Below are 19,002 nucleotides of genomic sequence, written 5' to 3'. Positions count from 1 at the left end.
TTGCCGTTTCCGTCTCAACTACCCGGGATCGTACGTCACGCCTTTGCCACAGAATTTTGCGGCCGCTAAGAATGGCAGCCGTCGCTCGACGCCGTGGGTTCGCCCGCGGCGTTCGTGCTGGAAGAGCAGTGTCCCCACCCGGCACCAGAGCGACCTCCGCGCTATTCGAAGAGGTCCACCAGTCATGCCCAAGAACGCCAACATCCCCGGTCGCGCTCTCGCCCTGACCAAGGCCCACAAGTTCTCGTTCGCCGGAGTGGCCGCCATCGGCGCCGCCGCCCTCTCGTTCTCGCTGGTGCCGGCCGAGGCCCAGACCGCCACGAAGACCACGGAGACGGTGTCCGCGGCGCCGGTGGCGCTCAGCCAGGGCTCCGCGCAGGTCGTGCAGGCGAGCGTCGCCGACCAGGCGGCCGACGCCAAGAAGAAGGCCGCCGAGGCCGCAGCGAAGAAGAAGGCCGCGCAGGAGCGCGCGAAGAAGGAGGCCGCGAGCCGGGCCGCGGAGCGCGCCAAGCTCGCCAAGAAGGCCAAGGCGGCCAAGGCCGCCGCCGCGAAGAAGTACTCGAACAACCTCGACGGCTGGATCCGCGAGGCGCTCGACATCATGAAGAAGCACAAGATCCCGGGCACCTACAACGGCCTGTACAAGAACATCATGCGGGAGTCCTCGGGCAACCCGAACGCGATCAACAACTGGGACATCAACGCCAAGAACGGCGTCCCGTCGATCGGTCTGCTCCAGGTCATCAAGCCGACCTTCGACGCGTACCACGTCCCGGGCACGGCCTGGAGCCAGTACGACCCGGTCGCCAACCTCACGGCCGCCGCGAACTACGCCGCCGACCGCTACGGCTCGATCGACAACGTCAACAGCGCGTACTGAGGCCTGCGCGGACCTCTGAGACGTGAAAGGGCGGCACCCGCACCGGGTGCCGCCCTTCGTCACGTCAGTGCCCGCGAGCTACTTCCGCATGACCTCCGGCTCGTGGCGGCGCAGGAAGCGGGCCACGAGGACACCGCAGATCACGCCGAGCACGATGAGGGCGATCATGTCAAGGCTGTAGGCGCCGACCGTGTGGTCCCACAGCGGGTCGGTGTCGCCCTTCTCCTTGGGCGGGCTGATGTTGTTGAAGTCCAGCGTGGCGCCCGCGGCGGCGACCGCCCAGCGCGACGGCATCAGGTACGAGAACTCGTTGACGCCGGGGCTGCCGTGCAGGGCGAACAGGCAGCCGGTGAAGACCACCTGGATGATCGCGAACATCACCAGCAGCGGCATGGTCTTCTCGGCGGTCTTCACCAGCGAGGAGATGACCAGGCCGAACATCATCGAGGTGAAGCCGAGGCCCATGATCGGGATGGAGAGTTCGAGCATGACGGCGAACTTGCCGTCGCCGAAGATGAGGGCCTCGTCCGGGATCGTCCGGCTGGAGAAGCCGATCGCGCCGACCATGGCGCCCTGGAACACGGTGACCGCGCCGAGGACGATGACCTTGGACATCAGGTACGCCGAGCGCGACAGGCCGGTCGCCCGCTCCCGCTCGTAGATCACCCGTTCCTTGATCAGCTCACGGACGGAGTTGGCGGCACCGGCGAAGCAGGCGCCGACCGCGAGGATCAGCAGCACCGTGGTGGCCGTGCCGTTCGGGATGGGCATGCCCGTCGCCGGATTCAACTTCCTGACCAGCAGGTCCTTGTCCGGGTCGATGAGCAGGCTGACCGCGCCGAGCACGGCCGGCAGGATCACCGTCAGCGCCAGGAAGCCCTTGTCGGAGACGATCACCGAGACATAGCGGCGGATCAGCGTCACCAGCTGCGAGCCCCAGCTCTGCGGCTTCGGCGGGCGCATCGACTGCGGCGGCGGCATGTGCACCGACTGCGGGGCGACGGCGTCGATGTCCGCGGCGTACATCTGGTAGTGCTGCGAGCCCTTCCAGCGGCCCGCCCAGTCGTAGTCGCGGTAGTTCTCGAAGGCGGAGAAGACGTCGGCCCAGGTCTCGTAGCCGAAGAAGTTCAGGGCCTCCTCGGGCGGACCGAAGTACGCCACCGAACCGCCCGGCGCCATCACCAGCAGCTTGTCGCAGATGGCCAGCTCGGCCACGGAGTGGGTGACCACCAGGACCGTACGGCCGTCGTCGGCGAGGCCGCGCAGCAGCTGCATGACGTCGCGGTCCATGCCCGGGTCGAGACCGGAGGTCGGCTCGTCCAGGAAGATCAGCGACGGCTTCGTCAGCAGCTCCAGGGCGACCGAGACGCGCTTGCGCTGGCCGCCGGAGAGGGAGGTGACCTTCTTGTCCTTGTGGATGTCGAGCTTGAGCTCGCGCAGCACCTCGTCGATCCGGGCCTCGCGCTCGGCGGCCGTGGTGTCGGCGGGGAAGCGCAGCTTGGCCGCGTAGGTGAGGGCCTTCTTGACCGACAGCTCCTTGTGGAGGATGTCGTCCTGCGGGACCAGACCGATGCGCTGACGCAGCTCGGCGAACTGCTTGTACAGGTTCCGGTTGTCGTAGAGGACGTCGCCCTGGTTGGCCGGGCGGTAGCCCGTGAGCGCCTTCAGCAGGGTCGACTTGCCGGAGCCGGAGGGGCCGATGACCGCGATGAGCGACTTCTCCGGGACTCCGAAGGAGACGTCCTTCAGGATCTGCTTGCCGCCGTCGACGGTGACCGTCAAGTGGCGTGCGGAGAAGGAGACATCACCGGTGTCGACGAACTCTTCCAGGCGGTCGCCGACGATGCGGAACGTCGAGTGACCGACGCCGACGATGTCGTTCGGGCCGAGAAGTGCCGTGCCGCCCTTGGCGATCGGCATACCGTTGACGAACGTGCCGTTGTGCGAGCCGAGGTCGCGGATCTCGAAGCGCCCGTCGGGCGTCGCGTGGAACTCGGCGTGGTGGCGCGACACCTGGAGGTCGGAGACGACCAGTTCGTTCTCCAGCGCACGACCGATGCGCATGACGCGGCCGAGGGCCAGCTGGTGGAACGTGGTCGGGCTGCGGTCGCCGTAGACCGGCGGCGCCCCCGCGCCACCACCGGGAACCTTCTGTGCGTATCCCTCGTTCGGGCCCTGCTGATGCGGGACCTGGGCCTGCTGCGGTTGTTGCCAGCCGGCCTGTGGCGCCTGCTGCTGCGGGGCCTGTTGAGCGGCGTATCCGGCGCTCGCGCCCTGGGCGGCGTACGGCTGCTGCTGCGCGGCGGCGCCGGACAGGCTGAGTCTCGGCCCGTCGGTCGCGTTGCCCAGGTGCACGGCCGAGCCGGGGCCGACCTCCAACTGGTGGATCCGCTGGCCCTGTACGAAGGTGCCGTTGGTGCTGCCGTGGTCCTCGATCACCCAACTACGGCCGCTGAAGCTGATCGTGGCGTGACGCCAGGACACCCTGGCGTCGTCGAACACGATGTCCCCCTGCGGATCTCGTCCGAGGGTGTAGGTCCTGGACGGATCGAGCGTCCAGGTTTGTCCGTTCAATTCCAGTACGAGTTCCGGCACTCCATGCCCCACTGAGTTGTCCCCCGAAATACCCCCATCACAGGGAGTCTAGGGATGTCGAACATCGGGGGGGAACTATTTCAGGCTCGGCCCCCTGACCGAAAGTCGGGCCTTGTGAAGAGTACGTACGAGGGCTTTGCCCGATCCCGTTGACGGGGGCGAAACCGGGCCGGAGAGTGGTAATCCCCCGCGAGGGGGACATCAGCGGTGCAACGCCGCGATGCGGATCGGGGGGTCCGACCATGAGCAAACAGAACGTTGGCCATGGCATCGGTCATGGCAGGAGCGTGCCGTGGGGGGATGTCCTGCTCTCCGCGATCGCCGCTGTGAGCTGGGCGTTGATCGGGATGGCGGGTACGGCGGCGCTCGGTCTGCATCTGCTGGAAGCCGACTCGGCGGGCGAACTGGGGCCCATGACGGCGGCGGTTGTGGCCCTCGGGGCGGGTGGGTCGGTGACACCGTCCGGGGATGTGTCCGTCTTTGGCCTGGAAGGGGCGCAGGCGACGACCGCCATCGAGATCACGCCACTGGGTGTGAGTCTGGTGGGGGCGCTCCTGTTGTCGTGGTTCTTCCTGCGGTCCTTGCGGGGAGCGGGAGTTGTCGTCTCGCCGGCCGAACTCCTCGTGCGCGCGGGCGCGGTGGCCGGGCTCTTCGTGGCGCTGATGGGCGGGCTGGCGTGGGCCGGGCACGCGGTCATCACCCTCGACGGGAGCGAGCTGGGGCTCGATGAGCTGCCGGGGGGCGAGGACCTGGGCGGTATCGAGATCCCCGGGCTCGGCGATGTCGGGGACATCGGGGGCGGTCTGCTGCCGGACCGGCTCGGCGACCTCGTCGACGCGAACGCCGAGGTGGGCTTCACCGTCGAGACCGCGCCCACCCTGCTCGGCGGCCTGCTCTGGTGCGTCGGGGTGCTGCTCATCGCCCTGCTGGCCTCGCGCCGCACTCCCCTGCCGCGCGGTTTCGAAGCCGTGCACCGGGTGGTACGGCCGGCCGTGTCCGCGCTGGTCACCGTGTTGCTCGTGGCGGTTCTGGCCGGGCTCGCGGCGGCGGTGTACGCGGCGATCGGCGACCCCAACCCCAAGCGGATCGCGGGCGCGGCCCTGTTGGGAGCGCCCAACGGTGTCTGGGTGGGCGTCCCCATCGGCCTGTTCGTCCCCTGGGACGGCAAGGCCATCGGCGCCCTCGCCGACCTGCTGCCCGACCCCCTCGACGAACTGCTGCGCGTCAACGCCGATGAGCCCGTCGCCCTCGGCCGTCTCGCCGAACTCGACGGCCGCGTCTGGCTGTTGGGCGTCGCGGCCGCGCTGATGATGTTGTACGCGGGGGTGCTGACCGCCGTGCGTACGCCTTTCGTACGGGACTCCGCTGCCGCCGCTGTGGGGGGTGCGGGCGGTGCGGATGTACGGGGCGGGGGTGCGCTCGGGTTCGCGGGGCGCTGCGCTCTTCGGCTCGGGGTCGCCACGGGGGTGGCACTGCCGGTGCTTGTCCTGGTGACGGAGGTGTCGGTGGACGCCTCGCTTGCCGTGTTCGGCATCGACGCGTTCGACGCGGGCATCGAGTTGCGCGGGCAGGCGGCGATGGCGTTGGCGCTGGGTGCGTTGTGGGGTGCGGGTGCGGGGGGCGCCGGGGCGTTGCTGGCCTGCGCGACGGGGGCGGCGGGGCGGAGGGTGGCGCCGTTGGCGCGGGGGGACGCCGGGGGCGCGTGTGCTGTGGGGGGCGCGGGGGCTGCGGAGTCGTATGCGGCGAAGGCTGCCTCGGGGCCGTATACACCGGGGACGCCTTATCGGCCGCCGAATCCGGACACGAATCCGTATCTGCGGCTGCCGGAGGGGTTGCGGGGGCCTGGGGAGCCGGGGATGCCTGGGGGGTCCCAGGGGACCGGGGAGTCTCGCGGGCCCTGGGACTCGCGGGAGAACGGACGGGGGTCGGCCGGGCGGGCCGGGAATGAGTGGGGTTCGGGGAGTTCCGGGGCCGGCGGCGGATGGCGTACGGGCGGCGGTGTCGGTGGTTCGGAGGACGCGGGGCCTTCCGGGATGCGGCGGCCTCCGGACGTGTACGGCCCGCCGACGGCGGACAGGCCGTTCACGCCGGCGCCTCGGCGGCCGGGAGCAGGGTCGGGGTCGGGGTCGGGCTCCGAGGCAGGGTCGGGCTCGGGGTCGGGTACCTGGCCGGCGCCACCGCCACCGCCGGGTGATACGCCTCCGCCACCGCCACCGCCACCGCCACCGCCACCGCCACCGCCACCGCCACCGCCGGGTGATACGCCTCCGCCGTCTTCTCCGCCGCCCCCGCCCCGGAGGGGTTGAGGCACACAGGGAGGCGTGTTCGGCAAAGGCGCTCCGGGGCGTCGCGCGTGGTCCGGGTGCGCTTCAGACGCTGGTAACCCAGTGTTCTCCGTCCGCTGGGCGGACCTCAGGGGCAAAAGGCACGGGGCGCCGGATACGGTAGGAACATCATGAGCGCTTCGCAGACCTCCTCTGACACGCCCACTCTCCTCGTCAAGATCTTCGGTAAGGACCGGCCGGGCATCACCGCAGGACTGTTCGACACCTTGGCCGCGTACTCCGTCGACGTGGTCGACATCGAGCAGGTCGTCACCCGTGGCCGGATCGTGCTGTGCGCGCTCGTGACCCCGCCGCCCGCCGGGCAGGAGGGCGACCTGCGGGCGACCGTCCACAGCTGGGCGGAGTCGATGAAGATGCAGGCGGAGATCATCTCCGGCAAGGGCGACAACCGGCCGCGTGGCCTCGGCCGCTCGCACGTCACCGTGCTGGGCCACCCGCTGACCGCCGAGTCCACGGCCCGGATCGCCGCGCGGATCACCGCGACCGGCGGCAACATCGACCGTATCTTCCGGCTCGCGAAGTACCCGGTGACGGCCGTGGAGTTCGCCGTGTCCGGTACGGAGCCGGAGACGCTGCGGACCGCGCTGGTGACCGAGTCGGTGGCGCTGGGCGTGGACGTGGCCGTGGTCGCGGCCGGGCTGCACCGGCGGGCGCAGCGGCTGGTGGTCATGGACGTCGACTCGACGCTCATCCAGGACGAGGTGATCGAGCTCTTCGCCGCGCACGCAGGGTGTGAGAAGGAGGTCGCCGAGGTGACGGCCGCCGCGATGCGCGGGGAACTGGACTTCGAGCAGTCCTTGCACGCGCGCGTGGCGCTGCTGGAGGGCCTCGACGCCTCGGTGGTGGACAAGGTGCGCAGTGAGGTGCGGCTCACTCCGGGGGCGCGCACGCTGATCCGTACGCTGAAGCGGCTCGGCTTCCAAGTCGGTGTCGTCTCGGGCGGTTTCACCCAGGTCACGGACGACCTCAAGGAGCGGCTGGGGCTGGACTTCGCGCAGGCCAACACGCTGGAGATCGTCGACGGCAAGCTCACCGGCAAGGTCGTCGGCGAGATCGTGGATCGTGCGGGCAAGGCGCGGCTGCTGCGCCGCTTCGCCGCCGAGGCGGGTGTGCCGCTGGCCCAGACCGTGGCGATCGGCGACGGCGCCAACGACCTCGACATGCTGAACGGGGCCGGTCTGGGCGTCGCCTTCAACGCCAAGCCCGTCGTCCGGGAGGCCGCGCACACCGCGGTGAACTTCCCCTTCCTCGACACCGTGCTCTATCTGCTCGGGGTCACGCGGGAAGAGGTGGAGGCGGCGGACACGCACGACGAGCAGTGACCGCGCGCATACGCATACGGGTGAAGGCCCGGCACCGTGTGGGTGCCGGGCCTTCGTCGTGCCGTGGGCGGCGGTGGGCCAGGTGGCCGAGCGGCCGGGTTACGTGGCCGGGGTTGCCCGGATTACCTGGCCGGGGTCACTCCGTGGGCGCCCAGTAGTCGAGCAGCGTGCCCACGCCCGGCTCCAGGCTCTTCCAGGAGCCCTCGAAGGAGAGCACCGCGAAGGCGGCGGCCGGGAAGTCGCGCCGGCTCATCCGCTCGCGGGTGTCGCCCTCGGCGTGGCCGGCGAGGATGTCGGCGAGGGCCTGCACACCGGGGTTGTGGCCGATCAGGACGACGTTCTGCGCGTCGTCCGGGGTTTCGTTGAGCAGGGCGATCAGCTCGCCGGGCGCGGCCTCGTAGATCCGCTCCTCGTAGACCGTTTTCGGCCGTTCGGCGAGCTCGTGAACGGCCAGCTTCCAGGTCTCGCGGGTCCTGACGGCGGTGGAGCAGAGGGCAAGGTCGAAGGGGATGCCGGAGTCGGCGAGCTTGCGCCCGGCGACGGCGGCGTCCATACGGCCCCGGTCGGCGAGCGGGCGCTCGTGGTCGGACACCTGTGGCCAGTCGGCCTTCGCATGCCGGAAGAGGACAATCCTGCGGGGTTCTGCGACGCTCATGCGTCCCAGCTTCGCACGAAACAGGCCATGGGGCGCAGGTAGTTGAAGTGGGGATACCCGAGACCGGTACACGTGCTAGCGGGGGCTGGGTGTGTCGCTCGGATCATGGCTCGGATCATGGCTCGGCCGCGTGTCACGGTGCGAGGGTCGGTAGTGCCTGCTGTATACGCTCCAGGACGTGGGTGATCGCGGGGTCGGCGCTTGCCGCCGCGCGGGCGTCGGCGGGGTTGAGGATCAGCAGCAGGAGGGTGACGAAGGCGAGGGTGGGCAGAGCGAGGGCCCACCAGGGGAGCCGGGGGTCGACGCCGCCGCCCGTGGTCGCCGGGGTCGCCCGGGGTGCCGGGTGGGGTCGGGTGTGCGTAGGGGCCGACATGCCGCCTCCGTGGTCTTCGGGTGGTCGATGGCCGCGTCCTCCGTGGGCCCTCGCGGGTCCCCTGTGGCCACACTTCGACGCTACGGAATGCGACCGTCGCGGCCCATCCGGTGATCCACCTACTTACCCCTGAGACTCGCCCCCTAGGGGATGGTGCGGGTAACCCCACCATCGCCCGTTGGGGTGCGTGGTTTTTCGCCCCGCCGCCCCTACCCGTCCCTCCCCCACTCTCGGCTTCGCTCGAGTGGGGGGACCCCCATCCAGGGGCTGCTGCCCCTTCGACCCCGCCACGCCTTCGAGCTCGGTCCAGTCGGTTTGTTGGCGGGTGCGGGTGATTCGTGGTTGCTCGCGCAGTTCCCCGCGCCCCTTACGGGGCGCGGCCCCGTCACGGGGCCGCGATTGCCGCGATTATGGCGATGACTATGAAGATGGCTAGGAACGAGCCGAAGACCAGGAGCATCTTCTTTTGGCCGTTCTGGGGGTTCGGGTCTAGCACTGGCATGGGGCCAGTCTTCCACCCTCGCCCGGGGCGGGGCCGCTGGGGTGGGCCTCAGTGGGCTGCCTCGTCCTCCACCAGGCGGTTGCGGCCTGCCAGGATGCCCACGGCGATCTGGGGGATCATCAGGGCGGCCATGAGGGCGAGGGGCTGGCCCCAGCCGCCGCTGTGCTGGTAGAGGACGCCGACGAGGAGCGGGCCCGGGATCGAGATCAGGTAGCCGATGCTCTGTGCGAAGGCGGACAGTTTGACGACGCCCGCGCCGGTCCTTGCCCGCATGCCGACCATGGCCAGCGCCAGCGGGAAGGCGCAGTTGGCGATGCCGAGCACCAGCGCCCACACCCAGGCTCCGCCCGCGGGAGCGACGTACAAGCCCGCGTACCCGATGAGCCCGCACACGCCCAGGACCACGACGATGGGGCCCTGGTGCGGCAGGCGCGTGGCGAATCGAGGGATCAGGAAGTACAGCGGCACGCCCACCGCCATCGTGACTGCCAGCAGCAGACCCGCCGTGCCCGCGGGTACCCCGGCGTCCCGGAAGATTTGCGGCATCCACCCCATCGTGATGTACGCGGCGGTCGCCTGGAGCCCGAAAAACACGGCGAGCGCCCAGGCCGTACGGCTCCGGGTGATACGCGGCCCGGAACCCTCCTCCCGCGCGGGCGCCTGTGCTGCGGGGCTCGCCCCCCGGTCCCGTACGAACGGAAGCCACGGCATCACGGCCGCCGCCGCGAGCGCCGACCACACCGCGAGGCCGGTCTGCCAACTCCCGCCCAGGGCCTCGGTCATGGGCACCGTGACGGCGGCCGCGGACGAGGTGCCGAGGGCGAGGGCCATGGAATACAGGCCCGTCATGGAGCCCACCCGGTCGGGGAACCAGCGCTTGACGATGACCGGCATCAGGACGTTGCTGACGGCGATGCCCATCAGGGCGAGGGCGCTCACGGCCAGGAAGCCCGCCGTGCCTCCGGCGTACGGGCGGATCAGCAGGCCGAGTGCGATCGCGGCCATGCCGGCGCAGACCACGGCGGCCGCGCCGAAGCGCCGGGCCAGCCGGGGCGCCATGACACCGAAGACGGCGAAGCAGAGCGGCGGCACGGAAGTGAGAAGTCCGGCGACGCTGCCGCTCATGCCGAGCCCGACGCGCACCTCTTCGAGGAGGGATCCGAGGCTGGTGATGGCCGGGCGGAGGTTGAGGGCCGTCAGGACGATGCCCACGATCACCAGCCGCGTCGTCCATCGCGGCGCCCACGCGCGCGTGGACCCTGCTTTGGGTCGGCCCACCTCCGAGGTGCTCATGGACGGGGACGTCGTCGGGCGGGTCTTCTCGCTCACCATGACGCCCATCATAGAATCATGGGATGATTACGTCATGCCTCTGAGCCATCCCCGTCGATCGGCGCTGTCCGAGCAGGTCATCGCCGCGCTGCGGAACCAGATCACCTCGGGCGAGTGGCCGGTCGGCTCCCGCATCCCGACCGAGCCCGAGCTGGTCGAGCAGCTGGGCGTCGCCCGGAACACGGTCCGCGAGGCCGTCCGCGCGCTGGCGCACAACGGCCTGCTGGACATCCGCCAGGGCTCCGGCACGTATGTCGTCGCGACGAGCGAGCTGGCGGGTGTGATGCAGCGCCGCTTCGCGGACGCCGACCCGAACCACATCGCCGAGCTGCGCTCCGCCCTGGAGTCCAGCGCCGCCAAGCTGGCCGCCCGGCGGCGCACCGAGAAGGACCTGAAGCAGCTGAACGCGCTTCTCGTACGACGTGAGGAGGCGTGGGCGTCGGGTGACACGGAGGACTTCGTGGCCGCCGACGCGACCTTCCACATGGCAGTGGTGGCCGCGTCCCACAACGACGTCGTGACGGCCGTCTACGCGGACCTCGGCGAGGTGATGCGGGACTGGCTGCGCGGCGACGTCGGCGATGAGCTGACCCCGGAGACGTACGTGGACCATGCCCGGCTCGTGGACGCGATCCGCGCGGGAGACGCGGAGACCGCCGCGGCGGAGGCGGCCGAGTATCCATTCCACTGCCACCCGGAACGGGTCAGTCCGCCGCCTTCTGGTGGCTGAACCACACCGAGCGGACTTCCTTCCAGCAGCGCCCGGTCAGCCGTACCGTCTGCGCGGGTCCCGTCGCGACCGGGGCGCCGTCGCTGTCGATGTCCCACCACCGCTCGCACTCGATGTGCAGGCGTACGTGGTCGGGGTCCGCGTAGGGGTTGAAGCAGTATCCGACCACCTGAGAGCCGAGGACCCTGCTGCGGCAGGACGCCCCGAAGGGATCCGGCCGGTCGGCCTTCACGCGTGCGTGGCCTTTTCCTGTCTCCACGCGTGCGTGCGGTATCGCCTGAGACGGAAGGGACAGTACGAGAGCCAGGGCCACGACCACTGGTGCCAAGCTGCGGGACAGGCGCACAAGGGAGACCTCCTCGGCCGAGCGGCTGGGCGGTGTACGTCCAGCGTGCGCGGCACCCGGCCCGGGCGGCCCGTCGTATGAGCCGAACGAGTGACAGCAACGGCAGTTGGGGGCGCGCATCCCTCTCGGGTGCGCGCCCCCAACGGGCCTAAGTGGCAGCGCTCACGCGCCGATCGCGTGCAGCCCGCCGTCGACGTGGATGATCTCGCCGGTGGTCTTCGGGAACCAGTCGCTGAGCAGCGCGACGACACCGCGGCCGGCCGGCTCGGGGTCCTTGAGGTCCCACTCCAGCGGGGAGCGGGTGTCCCACACGGCGGCCAGGTCGCTGAAGCCCGGGATGGACTTGGCGGCCATGGAGGCGAGGGGGCCGGCGGAGACGAGGTTGCAGCGGATGTTCTGCTTGCCCAGGTCACGGGCCATGTAGCGGCTGGTGGCCTCCAGGGCGGCCTTGGCCGGGCCCATCCAGTCGTACTGCGGCCACGCGTACTGCGCGTCGAAGGTGAGGCCGACGACCGAGCCGCCGTTCTGCATCAGCGGCAGGCAGGCCATGGTCAGCGACTTCAGGGAGTACGCCGAGACGTGCATGGCGGTGGCGACGGACTCGAACGGCGTGTTGAGGAAGTTGCCGCCGAGGGCGTCCTGCGGGGCGAAGCCGATGGAGTGGACGACACCGTCGAGGCCGCCGAGCTCCTCACCGACGATGTCGGCCAGACGGCCCAGGTGCTCGTCGTTGGTGACGTCGAGCTCGATGACCTTGGTCGGCTTGGGGAGCTTCTTGGCGATGCGCTCGGTCAGCGTGGGCCGCGGGAACGCGGTCAGGATGATCTCGGCGCCCTGCTCCTGGGCCAGCTTGGCGGTGTGGAAGGCGATGGAGGACTCCATCAGCACACCGGTGATCAGGACGCGCTTGCCGTCGAGGATTCCGCTCATGGTGATCAGTGACCCATTCCCAGTCCGCCGTCTACGGGGATGACGGCTCCAGTGATGTACGAGGCGTCGTCCGAGGCGAGGAACCGCACCGTCGCGGCGATCTCCTCGGGTTGCGCGTACCGACCGAGCGGCACCTGCTTGACGATGCCCTCGCGCTGCTCGTCGGTGAGCACCTTGGTCATGTCGGTGTCGACGAAGCCGGGGGCGACGACGTTGAAGGTGATGTTGCGGGAGCCCAGCTCGCGGGCGAGGGAGCGGGCGAAGCCGACGAGGCCCGCCTTGGAGGCGGCGTAGTTGGCCTGGCCCGGGCCGCCGTACAGCCCGACGACCGACGAGATCAGGACCACGCGTCCCTTCCTGGCGCGCAGCATGCCGCGGTTGGCGCGCTTCACGACCCGGAAGGTGCCCGTGAGGTTGGTGTCGAGGACGGACGTGAAGTCCTCCTCGGTCATGCGCATCAGGAGCTGGTCCTTGGTGACGCCGGCGTTGGCGATCAGGATCTCGACCGGGCCGTGCTCGGCCTCGATCTCCTTGTAGGCCTGCTCCACCTGCTCGGGATCGGTGATGTCGCACCTGACCGCGAGGCAGCCCAGCTCCTGGAGGGCGGCCGGCGGCTCACCCGAGCGGTACGTGTACGCGACCTTGTCGCCGTTGTCGGCGAACGCGCGGGCGATGGCGAGGCCGATGCCCCGGTTGCCTCCGGTGACGAGAACCGAGCGGCTCAACGGATCACCCTTTCCTTAGCGGTCAGCGGTCTGAAGCGGTCTGCATACCTGCCCTGATGTGCCCTGATGCCTGGACGGCAGGCGGCTTCCCTCGAAAACCTATCGGTCAGGTCCGTCGTGTGGGCATTCGGGCAGTGACAGTGGCTCGCGCTGCCCTCTGTCGGATCCCTACAGTTCTCATCAGCGCTCATGCGGTCGCGGGGTTTCCGCAGCACTTCTTGTACTTGCGCTCGGAGCCGCACCAGCAGGGGCCGTTCCGGGGCGGCGGCCAGTCGGTCACCAGCCCCCTGCGGGCGAGCTCGGCGGCGTAAGCGGACCGGGTGTCCGGGGCGTCGGGGGATCCGCCGCCCTCCGCCGCCGCATGAGACTCCAGGCCGCTCACCGTCGCACGGCCGACGGCGAGGCGCGTGGCGCCCTCCTCGGACAGCTCCCTCAGCGTGCGTTCGACCTGCCGCCGGTGGCCGGCGTGATCGGTGCCGTAGGAGTCCGCCGCTTTCGGCCAGCGTGCCAGGAGCTCGGTGAACTCCTCCGGCGGCCAGTACAGGACACATGTACTCCTCAAGGTCGCCGTACGTGGGGGCCGGCTCCCGTCCCCGAGTTCGTCCGGCAGCGCCTCGATCGCGGTCTCCAGCGCCTCGGGAACGCCGTTCACCATCTGCATGAGCCGGAGCGGATCATGCATCTCGTCGAGCGGCGTCACGCGGCCGAAGAAGGGCGCGGCACGATGCTCGTGCAGCACGTCGGCCACGTCGTCCCAGTCGTCGTGCGGCTCGCCGAGCAGCCGCCGCACCCGGTGGCGGCCGATGACCAGCATCTCGACGTCGTAGTGGTGCGGGTCGGCCTCCACCGTCTCCACGGTCACCGCCGCACTCGCGCCGAGGGCGTGGGTGATGCCCGCCGTGAACCACTCGGCCGCAGTGCTCGTCTCGTCCCCCGCCTCGAACGTCTCCGCGACGAAGTTCCAGGCACCGGCGTGCCGGGGATGCCGCCTGCGGAACGCGGCGGCGGCCGCGCCGGCGTCCTCGTGCCGTCCGGCGTCCCACAGCACGCCGATGCGGTAGGCGTCCACGAGGTCCGGTTCCGAGCAGCTCCCCGCTGTGTCCGCGTCCAGCATCCGTTCGTACACAGCGACAGCCCGGTCGTACTCGCCCGCGTCGCTCCACGCGTCGGCGGCCTCCAGGAGCAGCTCCTCACGCTCCTCGGGGTGCCGCTCCGCCAGTTCCTCGCACTTCTGCGCGGCATTGGCGTGGTCGGCGGGAGAGGGGAGCGGCTCGATCACCCTCTGGACGGGTGCACGCCCGCCGCCCCGCGTCCTCTTGTTCTTGCTGTGCTTGTTGTTCTTGCCGCCGGTACGGCGCTTGCTGGCCATGAATCCACGGTAGGGCGGGTGAAGTCCGCAGCGCCCGGAAAGCCGGACGAGATCACTGGCGCGGGTGGCGGTCACTCGCCTCCCGGCAGCGCGCACTCCGCCCATACGGTCTTGCCGGGCCCCTGTCCGTCCGTCGAACGACAACTGCGTCGAGGTCGCCGTGCGCCCCGAAGCGATCCACATGCGCGACTCCAAGGACAAGCTCATCACATACTTGGGAGTGGGTCAGGAGTGATGGTGCGGAGTCACCGACTCCGCCCGGATGCGAAGCAGTGCGTCGGCCAGCTCCCCTATTCGGGCGTGCAACTCCTGGTACGGCAGAGAGAGGTCGACCACGTGGCGGTAGAGCCGGATCGCATTGCCGGCCACGGGTACCTCCATAAGGCTCTCGCTCCCGGCGGCGGACACGAGGTGTCCTTCGGTGATCCCGAGGCGCACGCAGTAGGCGAACATCTGGTACAGGTCGGGCCGCTTCGTGCCGTCCTTGTACTTGGCGTCGACGATGATCGCCGGGACGAGTCGGCGGCCCCCGCCAGCGGGTGGCAGATAGTGGATCAGGTCGGGCTTCAGCAGCTCCTTCTTGCCCAGGTCGAGGTGGTGGTCCCGGTCCCGGGGCTCGGCACGACCTCTTGCACGGCGCTGGAGTTCCTCGCCCAGCGCGGTGGCGAGGAAGGTCTCGAAAACCCGCCACATCTCCAGCAGCAGGCCGTCGACCAGGACACGGCGACCGTCGTCGAGTTCGTACGACGCGCCGCGCAGGATCAGCTCGGCGAGGCCGAGGGCCGGTTGGTAACGGGTGTTGAGCCGGGTCGCCGCCCATACGGGCAACGACGCTCCTGGCCGTGGTGCGGTGACTCCGTCCAGCTGGGCAACGATTCTGCGCAGCCTGGCCCTGAGGGTGGGGTCGAGGCCGGGGAGTCTGATCAGACGGCGCGCGGCGCCGAGCAGAATCCGGTTCTCGTTGATGTCAGGTGTGTGGTTGTCGTAGGTGACTTCCAGGGGCAGGGCGAGGCCGGGGCGGCGCCGCAGCTGGGCCGGGGCGCGCAGTCGGCCGCGTAGCATCGGGAGAGTATCTTCGACCTCGCGGTAACCGAGGAGCACGCCGGGTCGGAGCGCGCGGTCGGCAGCCTCCGTGAAGGCATAGCCGACGGCGGGCAGCAACTCGTGGCGGGCCCCGGCTTCCACGGGCTCGTCCGACCATTTGGCGTGTCCCGAGGCGTAGGCCAGGAGGTAGAGGAGCCGGTCCACGGGAATCTTGGGGGCGATGCGCAACTGCACGGCGGAGTCGTCCCCGCCGAGCCTGACTCCCCCGACCATGGCTTTGGCGCGCAGTTCGTAGCGGTCCCTGGTGCCGTTCTTCTGACGTCCTGCGGGTTTGATGTCGACGAGTTTCGAGGCGCGCTCGCCCGTCAGGACGTGCGCCTGCCCTGGGGTGAGTGTCCAGGTGCTCCAGCCCGCACCCTCGTCAAGGTCGATTCGGGCGAGAGTGGGTGGGGTGGTCATGCGTCGGCCGCGGTCGGTTCGTCATTGCCCGCGGCCGGGGAGGCTGTCGCGGCGTCGGCCGGTGCCGGGCGCGGGATCCGGGCCGGTTCTCGTTCCGGGATCGGGGGAAGCTCTTCGCGCAGCGAGGCCAGGCCGTACTGGGCGTTGATGTCGATGTCGTCGCCCCAGTGATAGTCGGTGAGCAGGGGCAGGATCTGGGTCCGCCAGAGCCGTTCGAGCGCGGCCGGGCCGGTGTGCACGGCGGGCCGCATGAAGTACGAGGGGCCGATGCGGAAGTCCCGGTCGGCGGAGTGGGTTTCGCCGATGCGTTCGTTCAGGGCGTCGAGCAGCAGCGCGGTCTCCTGGGACAGGTCCTTCTTCTCCAGCCAGCGGGACAGCATGGAGGCGGTCGGGTCGGTGCCCGGGTGGAGTTCCATGAAGGAGAAGCGGCGTCGCATGGCCGCGTCCATCAGGGCGATGGAGCGATCGGAGGTGTTCATGGTGCCGAGAATCACCAGGTTGGGCGGGAGCCTGAAGCGACGCCCCTCGTCGGAGCCGTAGAGGAGGTGGACGAACTCCTTGCGGTATTCGAGGAGGAAGTAGAGCTCGCCGAAGACCTTCGCGAGATTGCCGCGGTTGATCTCGTCGATGACCAGGACGAAGACCTCGGCGGGGCGTCGGCGGGCGGCGTTCGCCAGCCGCTTCAGGGGACCTTCGACAAGGTCGAAGGCGATACCGGAGCCTGTGTCGGTCTGTCCTCGGCCATCATGGGCGCCCTTGCCGTCGGCGGGCGCGGCGCGGACGGCCCTCGGCCTGAAGCCCTCGAAGAAGTCTTCGTAGGAGTAGGCCGGGTGGAACTGGACCAGGCGGAAGTTGGCCTCGCGCCCTCCGGTGAGATGGCGGGCCAGAGCGAGAGCCGTGTAGGTCTTTCCGGTGCCGGGCGGTCCGTGGAAGATCAGCTGGGGCCGGTCCCGGAGCAGTTCCACGCACTCCTGGAGCCAGGACGGGTCCTCCATGGTCAGCTCGTCGGCGAGGGACTGGGGCGCGTCGGGCAGCACCGCCGCCTCCGAGCCCTCCGTGGGCGCCTGGTCCGGTTCCTCGTCGAGCAGGACCTCCAAGTCCCCCGTGAACTCGGTCAGTTCGACCAATCGCAGGTCGGGGTTGCCGAGCGGGCCCTCCATCTCCCTCGGCAGATGCCGGTACAGGTCGAAGGGGGCGTCCAGGTTGCTCCAGCTCACCGGGCGCTGGAGGGTGGCGCCGCCGCCTCCGGAGACCTGTCGGGCGGGTCCGGTGACCGTGCCGAGGTAGGTGTCGGTGCCGTCGGTGGTGACCACGATGTCGCCCTCCCGCATGCGGGACAGGAAGGTGTGGAACTCCGCGGCGGTCTGTGCGCGCAGGCTCTGGCCCAGACTTGAGTACGCCTCCTCGACGACTTCCCGTACCTGCTCGGGTGTGGCGGCCCCGTCGAGAGTCGGCAGCCGGTCGGCGGGCACGGAGCAGATGCCCTTCTCCCGCCAGAGCCCGTTGATCAGACTGTGGCCCCGCTTGTCGTCGCCGCGGACCAGCCAGGCACGGCGCGGTGGCTCCGCCTCGACGGCGGCATCGCCCCGCAGGGGAACCAGGTCCTTGAGCTCCGAAGGTTCGAGGACCCGGTCGAGCAGTGCACGCACTGCGCTCGCGCTGGAGGCGGGTTCGTCGTACACACCGTCGCGGACGAGCAGGTTGCGCCACTCGTCGAGTTCCACGGACGAGAGCCCCAGCTCCTCGGGGACCTCCCCGTCCGTCCCGAGGGCGAGGTGCCAGCCCTCGGGACGGGGCCCTTGCAGCCAGGGGAGCAGGAAATGCTCGTCGGCCCCGTGGTGTTCCGCCAGATCGGCGACCCGAATCCATTTGCCGGTGTCGGGAAGCGCCGCGAGTGTCTCGGTGACGGCTTCGAAGGTCGCGCGCTCACTGTCCCAGTACCCGTAGGAGTTCCGGGCGTGCGCTAGGAAATCCATAGCGTTGAGCTCATCGAGCGCCTTACGGCCTGGACCTGTGAGCCGCCACTGTCGTCCCGTCTTGCGCAGCCAGCCGGCCTTGCCGAGATTGATGCTCTCGTACCGGAGGCGCTTCTCGACGGCGGTCTCCACCTCGGGAAAGGCAGCGTGCCAGTCGGCCTCCAGCTCCGGGTCCTCCGCCTGGACAAGCTCCCAGACCCGCCGGAACGCGAGGCCGTGCCCCTCCGGCTGCCGCGCCAGAATCCTCGCGGCCACCTGCACCACGCGTGCGGTCAGCTCAAATGCGGTGGTCATGGACTCCCCCTCGTCGCCCTCGCACCGACCCGTGGGGATCAGCTTCCAGTGCCGTACAAGATATCGACCGCCACTGACACTCCCCCCATTTGGCGCTGTTGCCGCAGGCCGGGAACGGTTCGGATCACGTACGAGAGCGGGCTCAAGCCAGGGCCAGGGGGGTGGTCGGCTCGACGGACCGGCTCGACAGCTCCAGCAGCAGATCACCTACGGTGGCGTTGCCGCTCAGGCCCAGCTCCGAGACGGGCACGGTGCCCGGCATGGCCCGCGAGGCCACGCCCAGCAGGTGCAGGCCTGTCTCGTCGCCCCGGACGGCAAGGAGTGCGGACGCGTCGTCGGGCGCGATCTGTTCGAGCACCGCGCTCAGCCGGTCCTGGACCACCGCGCACACCACGGACAACCGGTCCGGCTCACTGCGTGGCAGAGCCGCGACCGTCCTCATGACCAAGGGTTGGCGCAACGCGTCCTGAAGCATCTGCATCACAGCCGTACGCTCGTCCTGCCACTCGTCCTGGGTACACAGCAGCCTCACGAGCGGCAGCCCGTCCGCCAGGTCCTGCTGCCACTGCGGCAGCATCAGGTCGATCAACAGCGCCTCCTCTCGGAGCGGCGCGACCGATTCGTCGCCCGCTCCGATCAGGCGAAGCCATTGGTTGACCTCGGCCCAGCGCCAGACCAGGGAACGGCCGACCGCTCCCTCCGGCTCGGGGAACGGCCGGTCCGTACGCCGCTCGCCACCCGACCATTGCAGTACGTTCTGCCGGCTGCGCCCTGTCCGCTCGGCAATGTCGCTCACACCCACCAGCTCGGGGTCCAGCCTGAGGATCCGCAGGTCCGGCAGGGCCCGGCGAAGACGCGCGACGAGACGATGAGCTGCCTCGATGGCGTTCGCACCGGTCTCGGCGACATCCAGCAGGTGGCGGTCGCGGTGCCGGGTCAACAGCCCGTCGAACTGGTCGAAGACGACTCCCACGGCTTTGTGGTCGTCGACATCGATTCCCTCCACCACGAACAGGAACTCGTACTCCATGGCCCTCACTCCCCCTTGATCGTGCCGTACGAACCTCTGGCCCAGAGTTCGCCACCTCCTCTTGGCAGCGTTACCCAGCGACGGCCCGTTGTCAA

The 19,002-nt window shown here is 70.0% G+C and carries 17 protein-coding genes; 5 read left to right on the top strand and 12 right to left on the bottom strand.

Annotation, left to right across the window (positions count from 1 at the left end):
- The first annotated feature begins 184 nt into the window (after nucleotides 1-184).
- Entirely contained in the window at nucleotides 185-880 is a 696-nt protein-coding gene (locus F3T56_RS09410; protein ID WP_149824270.1) for a transglycosylase SLT domain-containing protein, read from the top strand.
- Nucleotides 881-958: 78 nt separating this feature from the next.
- Here the strand turns inward: F3T56_RS09410 and F3T56_RS09405 are convergent, their stop codons facing one another.
- Nucleotides 959-3,475 (bottom strand): ABC transporter ATP-binding protein/permease, encoded by a 2,517-nt coding sequence (locus F3T56_RS09405; protein WP_149824268.1) that lies wholly within the window; start codon nucleotides 3,473-3,475, stop codon nucleotides 959-961.
- Between the two features lie 242 nt (nucleotides 3,476-3,717).
- Here F3T56_RS09405 and F3T56_RS09400 point away from each other — a divergent pair, with 242 nt between their 5' ends.
- Together F3T56_RS09400 and serB are read left to right on the top strand one after the other, a co-directional pair.
- Nucleotides 3,718-5,781 (top strand): streptophobe family protein, encoded by a 2,064-nt coding sequence (locus F3T56_RS09400; RefSeq protein WP_149824267.1) that lies wholly within the window; start codon nucleotides 3,718-3,720, stop codon nucleotides 5,779-5,781.
- 149 nt (nucleotides 5,782-5,930) lie between these two features.
- On the top strand, nucleotides 5,931-7,142 hold the full coding sequence (gene serB, locus F3T56_RS09395; RefSeq protein ID WP_149824265.1) for a phosphoserine phosphatase SerB: 1,212 nt from the start codon (nucleotides 5,931-5,933) through the stop codon (nucleotides 7,140-7,142).
- A gap of 136 nt (nucleotides 7,143-7,278) precedes the next feature.
- Here serB and F3T56_RS09390 read toward each other — a convergent pair whose 3' ends face one another.
- The 4 genes from F3T56_RS09390 to F3T56_RS09375 form a co-directional block, all read right to left on the bottom strand.
- Complete coding sequence (locus tag F3T56_RS09390) at nucleotides 7,279-7,797, bottom strand: SixA phosphatase family protein (protein WP_149824263.1); 519 nt, start codon at nucleotides 7,795-7,797, stop codon at nucleotides 7,279-7,281.
- Nucleotides 7,798-7,930: 133 nt separating this feature from the next.
- Nucleotides 7,931-8,170 carry a hypothetical protein gene (locus tag F3T56_RS09385; RefSeq protein WP_149824262.1) on the bottom strand — a complete coding sequence of 80 codons (240 nt, stop codon included), beginning with the start codon at nucleotides 8,168-8,170 and terminating at the stop codon, nucleotides 7,931-7,933.
- Nucleotides 8,171-8,555: 385 nt separating this feature from the next.
- The gene (locus F3T56_RS49250; protein WP_149824260.1) at nucleotides 8,556-8,672 is read right to left on the bottom strand and encodes an SGM_5486 family transporter-associated protein; all 117 of its coding nucleotides are present in this window, start codon (nucleotides 8,670-8,672) and stop codon (nucleotides 8,556-8,558) included.
- A 48-nt stretch (nucleotides 8,673-8,720) separates the two neighbouring features.
- Nucleotides 8,721-10,016: a CynX/NimT family MFS transporter gene (locus tag F3T56_RS09375; protein ID WP_149824258.1), complete on the bottom strand. Its 1,296-nt coding sequence runs from the start codon at nucleotides 10,014-10,016 to the stop codon at nucleotides 8,721-8,723.
- A 22-nt stretch (nucleotides 10,017-10,038) separates the two neighbouring features.
- Between F3T56_RS09375 and F3T56_RS09370 the strand changes: the two genes are divergently transcribed.
- The gene (locus F3T56_RS09370; protein ID WP_149824256.1) at nucleotides 10,039-10,734 is read left to right on the top strand and encodes a FadR/GntR family transcriptional regulator; all 696 of its coding nucleotides are present in this window, start codon (nucleotides 10,039-10,041) and stop codon (nucleotides 10,732-10,734) included.
- Here the strand turns inward: F3T56_RS09370 and F3T56_RS09365 are convergent.
- From F3T56_RS09365 to F3T56_RS09350, 4 genes are all read right to left on the bottom strand, one after another.
- Nucleotides 10,709-11,080: a hypothetical protein gene (locus tag F3T56_RS09365; protein ID WP_149824255.1), complete on the bottom strand. Its 372-nt coding sequence runs from the start codon at nucleotides 11,078-11,080 to the stop codon at nucleotides 10,709-10,711. The genes F3T56_RS09370 and F3T56_RS09365 overlap by 26 nt on opposite strands.
- Before the next feature lie 162 nt (nucleotides 11,081-11,242).
- Nucleotides 11,243-12,010 (bottom strand): enoyl-ACP reductase FabI, encoded by a 768-nt coding sequence (fabI, locus tag F3T56_RS09360; RefSeq protein ID WP_149824253.1) that lies wholly within the window; start codon nucleotides 12,008-12,010, stop codon nucleotides 11,243-11,245.
- A gap of 5 nt (nucleotides 12,011-12,015) precedes the next feature.
- Entirely contained in the window at nucleotides 12,016-12,735 is a 720-nt protein-coding gene (gene fabG / locus F3T56_RS09355) for a 3-oxoacyl-[acyl-carrier-protein] reductase (protein WP_149824251.1), read from the bottom strand.
- A 187-nt stretch (nucleotides 12,736-12,922) separates the two neighbouring features.
- On the bottom strand, nucleotides 12,923-14,104 hold the full coding sequence (locus tag F3T56_RS09350) for an SEC-C domain-containing protein (protein WP_149824249.1): 1,182 nt from the start codon (nucleotides 14,102-14,104) through the stop codon (nucleotides 12,923-12,925).
- A 64-nt stretch (nucleotides 14,105-14,168) separates the two neighbouring features.
- Here F3T56_RS09350 and F3T56_RS49655 point away from each other — a divergent pair, with 64 nt between their 5' ends.
- Nucleotides 14,169-14,339, top strand: coding sequence for a DUF397 domain-containing protein (locus tag F3T56_RS49655; RefSeq protein ID WP_342786905.1), 171 nt, complete (start codon nucleotides 14,169-14,171; stop codon nucleotides 14,337-14,339).
- Here F3T56_RS49655 and F3T56_RS09340 read toward each other — a convergent pair.
- The 3 genes from F3T56_RS09340 to F3T56_RS09330 form a co-directional block, all read right to left on the bottom strand.
- Entirely contained in the window at nucleotides 14,330-15,607 is a 1,278-nt protein-coding gene (locus F3T56_RS09340) for an McrC family protein (protein ID WP_149824247.1), read from the bottom strand. The genes F3T56_RS49655 and F3T56_RS09340 overlap by 10 nt on opposite strands.
- Nucleotides 15,604-17,877 carry an AAA family ATPase gene (locus tag F3T56_RS09335; protein ID WP_149824246.1) on the bottom strand — a complete coding sequence of 758 codons (2,274 nt, stop codon included), beginning with the start codon at nucleotides 17,875-17,877 and terminating at the stop codon, nucleotides 15,604-15,606. The genes F3T56_RS09340 and F3T56_RS09335 overlap by 4 nt, the downstream gene beginning before the upstream one ends.
- A 142-nt stretch (nucleotides 17,878-18,019) precedes the next feature.
- Complete coding sequence (locus tag F3T56_RS09330) at nucleotides 18,020-18,907, bottom strand: helix-turn-helix transcriptional regulator (protein ID WP_246203506.1); 888 nt, start codon at nucleotides 18,905-18,907, stop codon at nucleotides 18,020-18,022.
- Between the last annotated feature and the right edge of the window lie 95 nt (nucleotides 18,908-19,002).

Origin of the sequence: Streptomyces tailanensis (assembly GCF_008386495.1) — a bacterium.
Taxonomy (GTDB): domain Bacteria; phylum Actinomycetota; class Actinomycetes; order Streptomycetales; family Streptomycetaceae; genus Streptomyces; species Streptomyces tailanensis.
This window is presented reverse-complemented; position numbering and strand designations above follow the sequence as displayed.

Coding starts and splice junctions, on each gene's coding strand:
- F3T56_RS09410 (WP_149824270.1), top strand. CDS start 185: ATGCCCAAGAACGCCAACATCCCCGGTCGCGCTCTCGCCCTGACCAAG.
- F3T56_RS09400 (WP_149824267.1), top strand. CDS start 3,718: ATGAGCAAACAGAACGTTGGCCATGGCATCGGTCATGGCAGGAGCGTG.
- serB (WP_149824265.1), top strand. CDS start 5,931: ATGAGCGCTTCGCAGACCTCCTCTGACACGCCCACTCTCCTCGTCAAG.
- F3T56_RS09390 (WP_149824263.1), bottom strand. CDS start 7,797: ATGAGCGTCGCAGAACCCCGCAGGATTGTCCTCTTCCGGCATGCGAAG.
- F3T56_RS09385 (WP_149824262.1), bottom strand. CDS start 8,170: ATGTCGGCCCCTACGCACACCCGACCCCACCCGGCACCCCGGGCGACC.
- F3T56_RS49250 (WP_149824260.1), bottom strand. CDS start 8,672: ATGCCAGTGCTAGACCCGAACCCCCAGAACGGCCAAAAGAAGATGCTC.
- F3T56_RS09375 (WP_149824258.1), bottom strand. CDS start 10,016: ATGATGGGCGTCATGGTGAGCGAGAAGACCCGCCCGACGACGTCCCCG.
- F3T56_RS09370 (WP_149824256.1), top strand. CDS start 10,039: ATGCCTCTGAGCCATCCCCGTCGATCGGCGCTGTCCGAGCAGGTCATC.
- fabI (WP_149824253.1), bottom strand. CDS start 12,010: ATGAGCGGAATCCTCGACGGCAAGCGCGTCCTGATCACCGGTGTGCTG.
- F3T56_RS09350 (WP_149824249.1), bottom strand. CDS start 14,104: ATGGCCAGCAAGCGCCGTACCGGCGGCAAGAACAACAAGCACAGCAAG.
- F3T56_RS09340 (WP_149824247.1), bottom strand. CDS start 15,607: ATGACCACCCCACCCACTCTCGCCCGAATCGACCTTGACGAGGGTGCG.
- F3T56_RS09335 (WP_149824246.1), bottom strand. CDS start 17,877: ATGACCACCGCATTTGAGCTGACCGCACGCGTGGTGCAGGTGGCCGCG.
- F3T56_RS09330 (WP_246203506.1), bottom strand. CDS start 18,907: ATGGAGTACGAGTTCCTGTTCGTGGTGGAGGGAATCGATGTCGACGAC.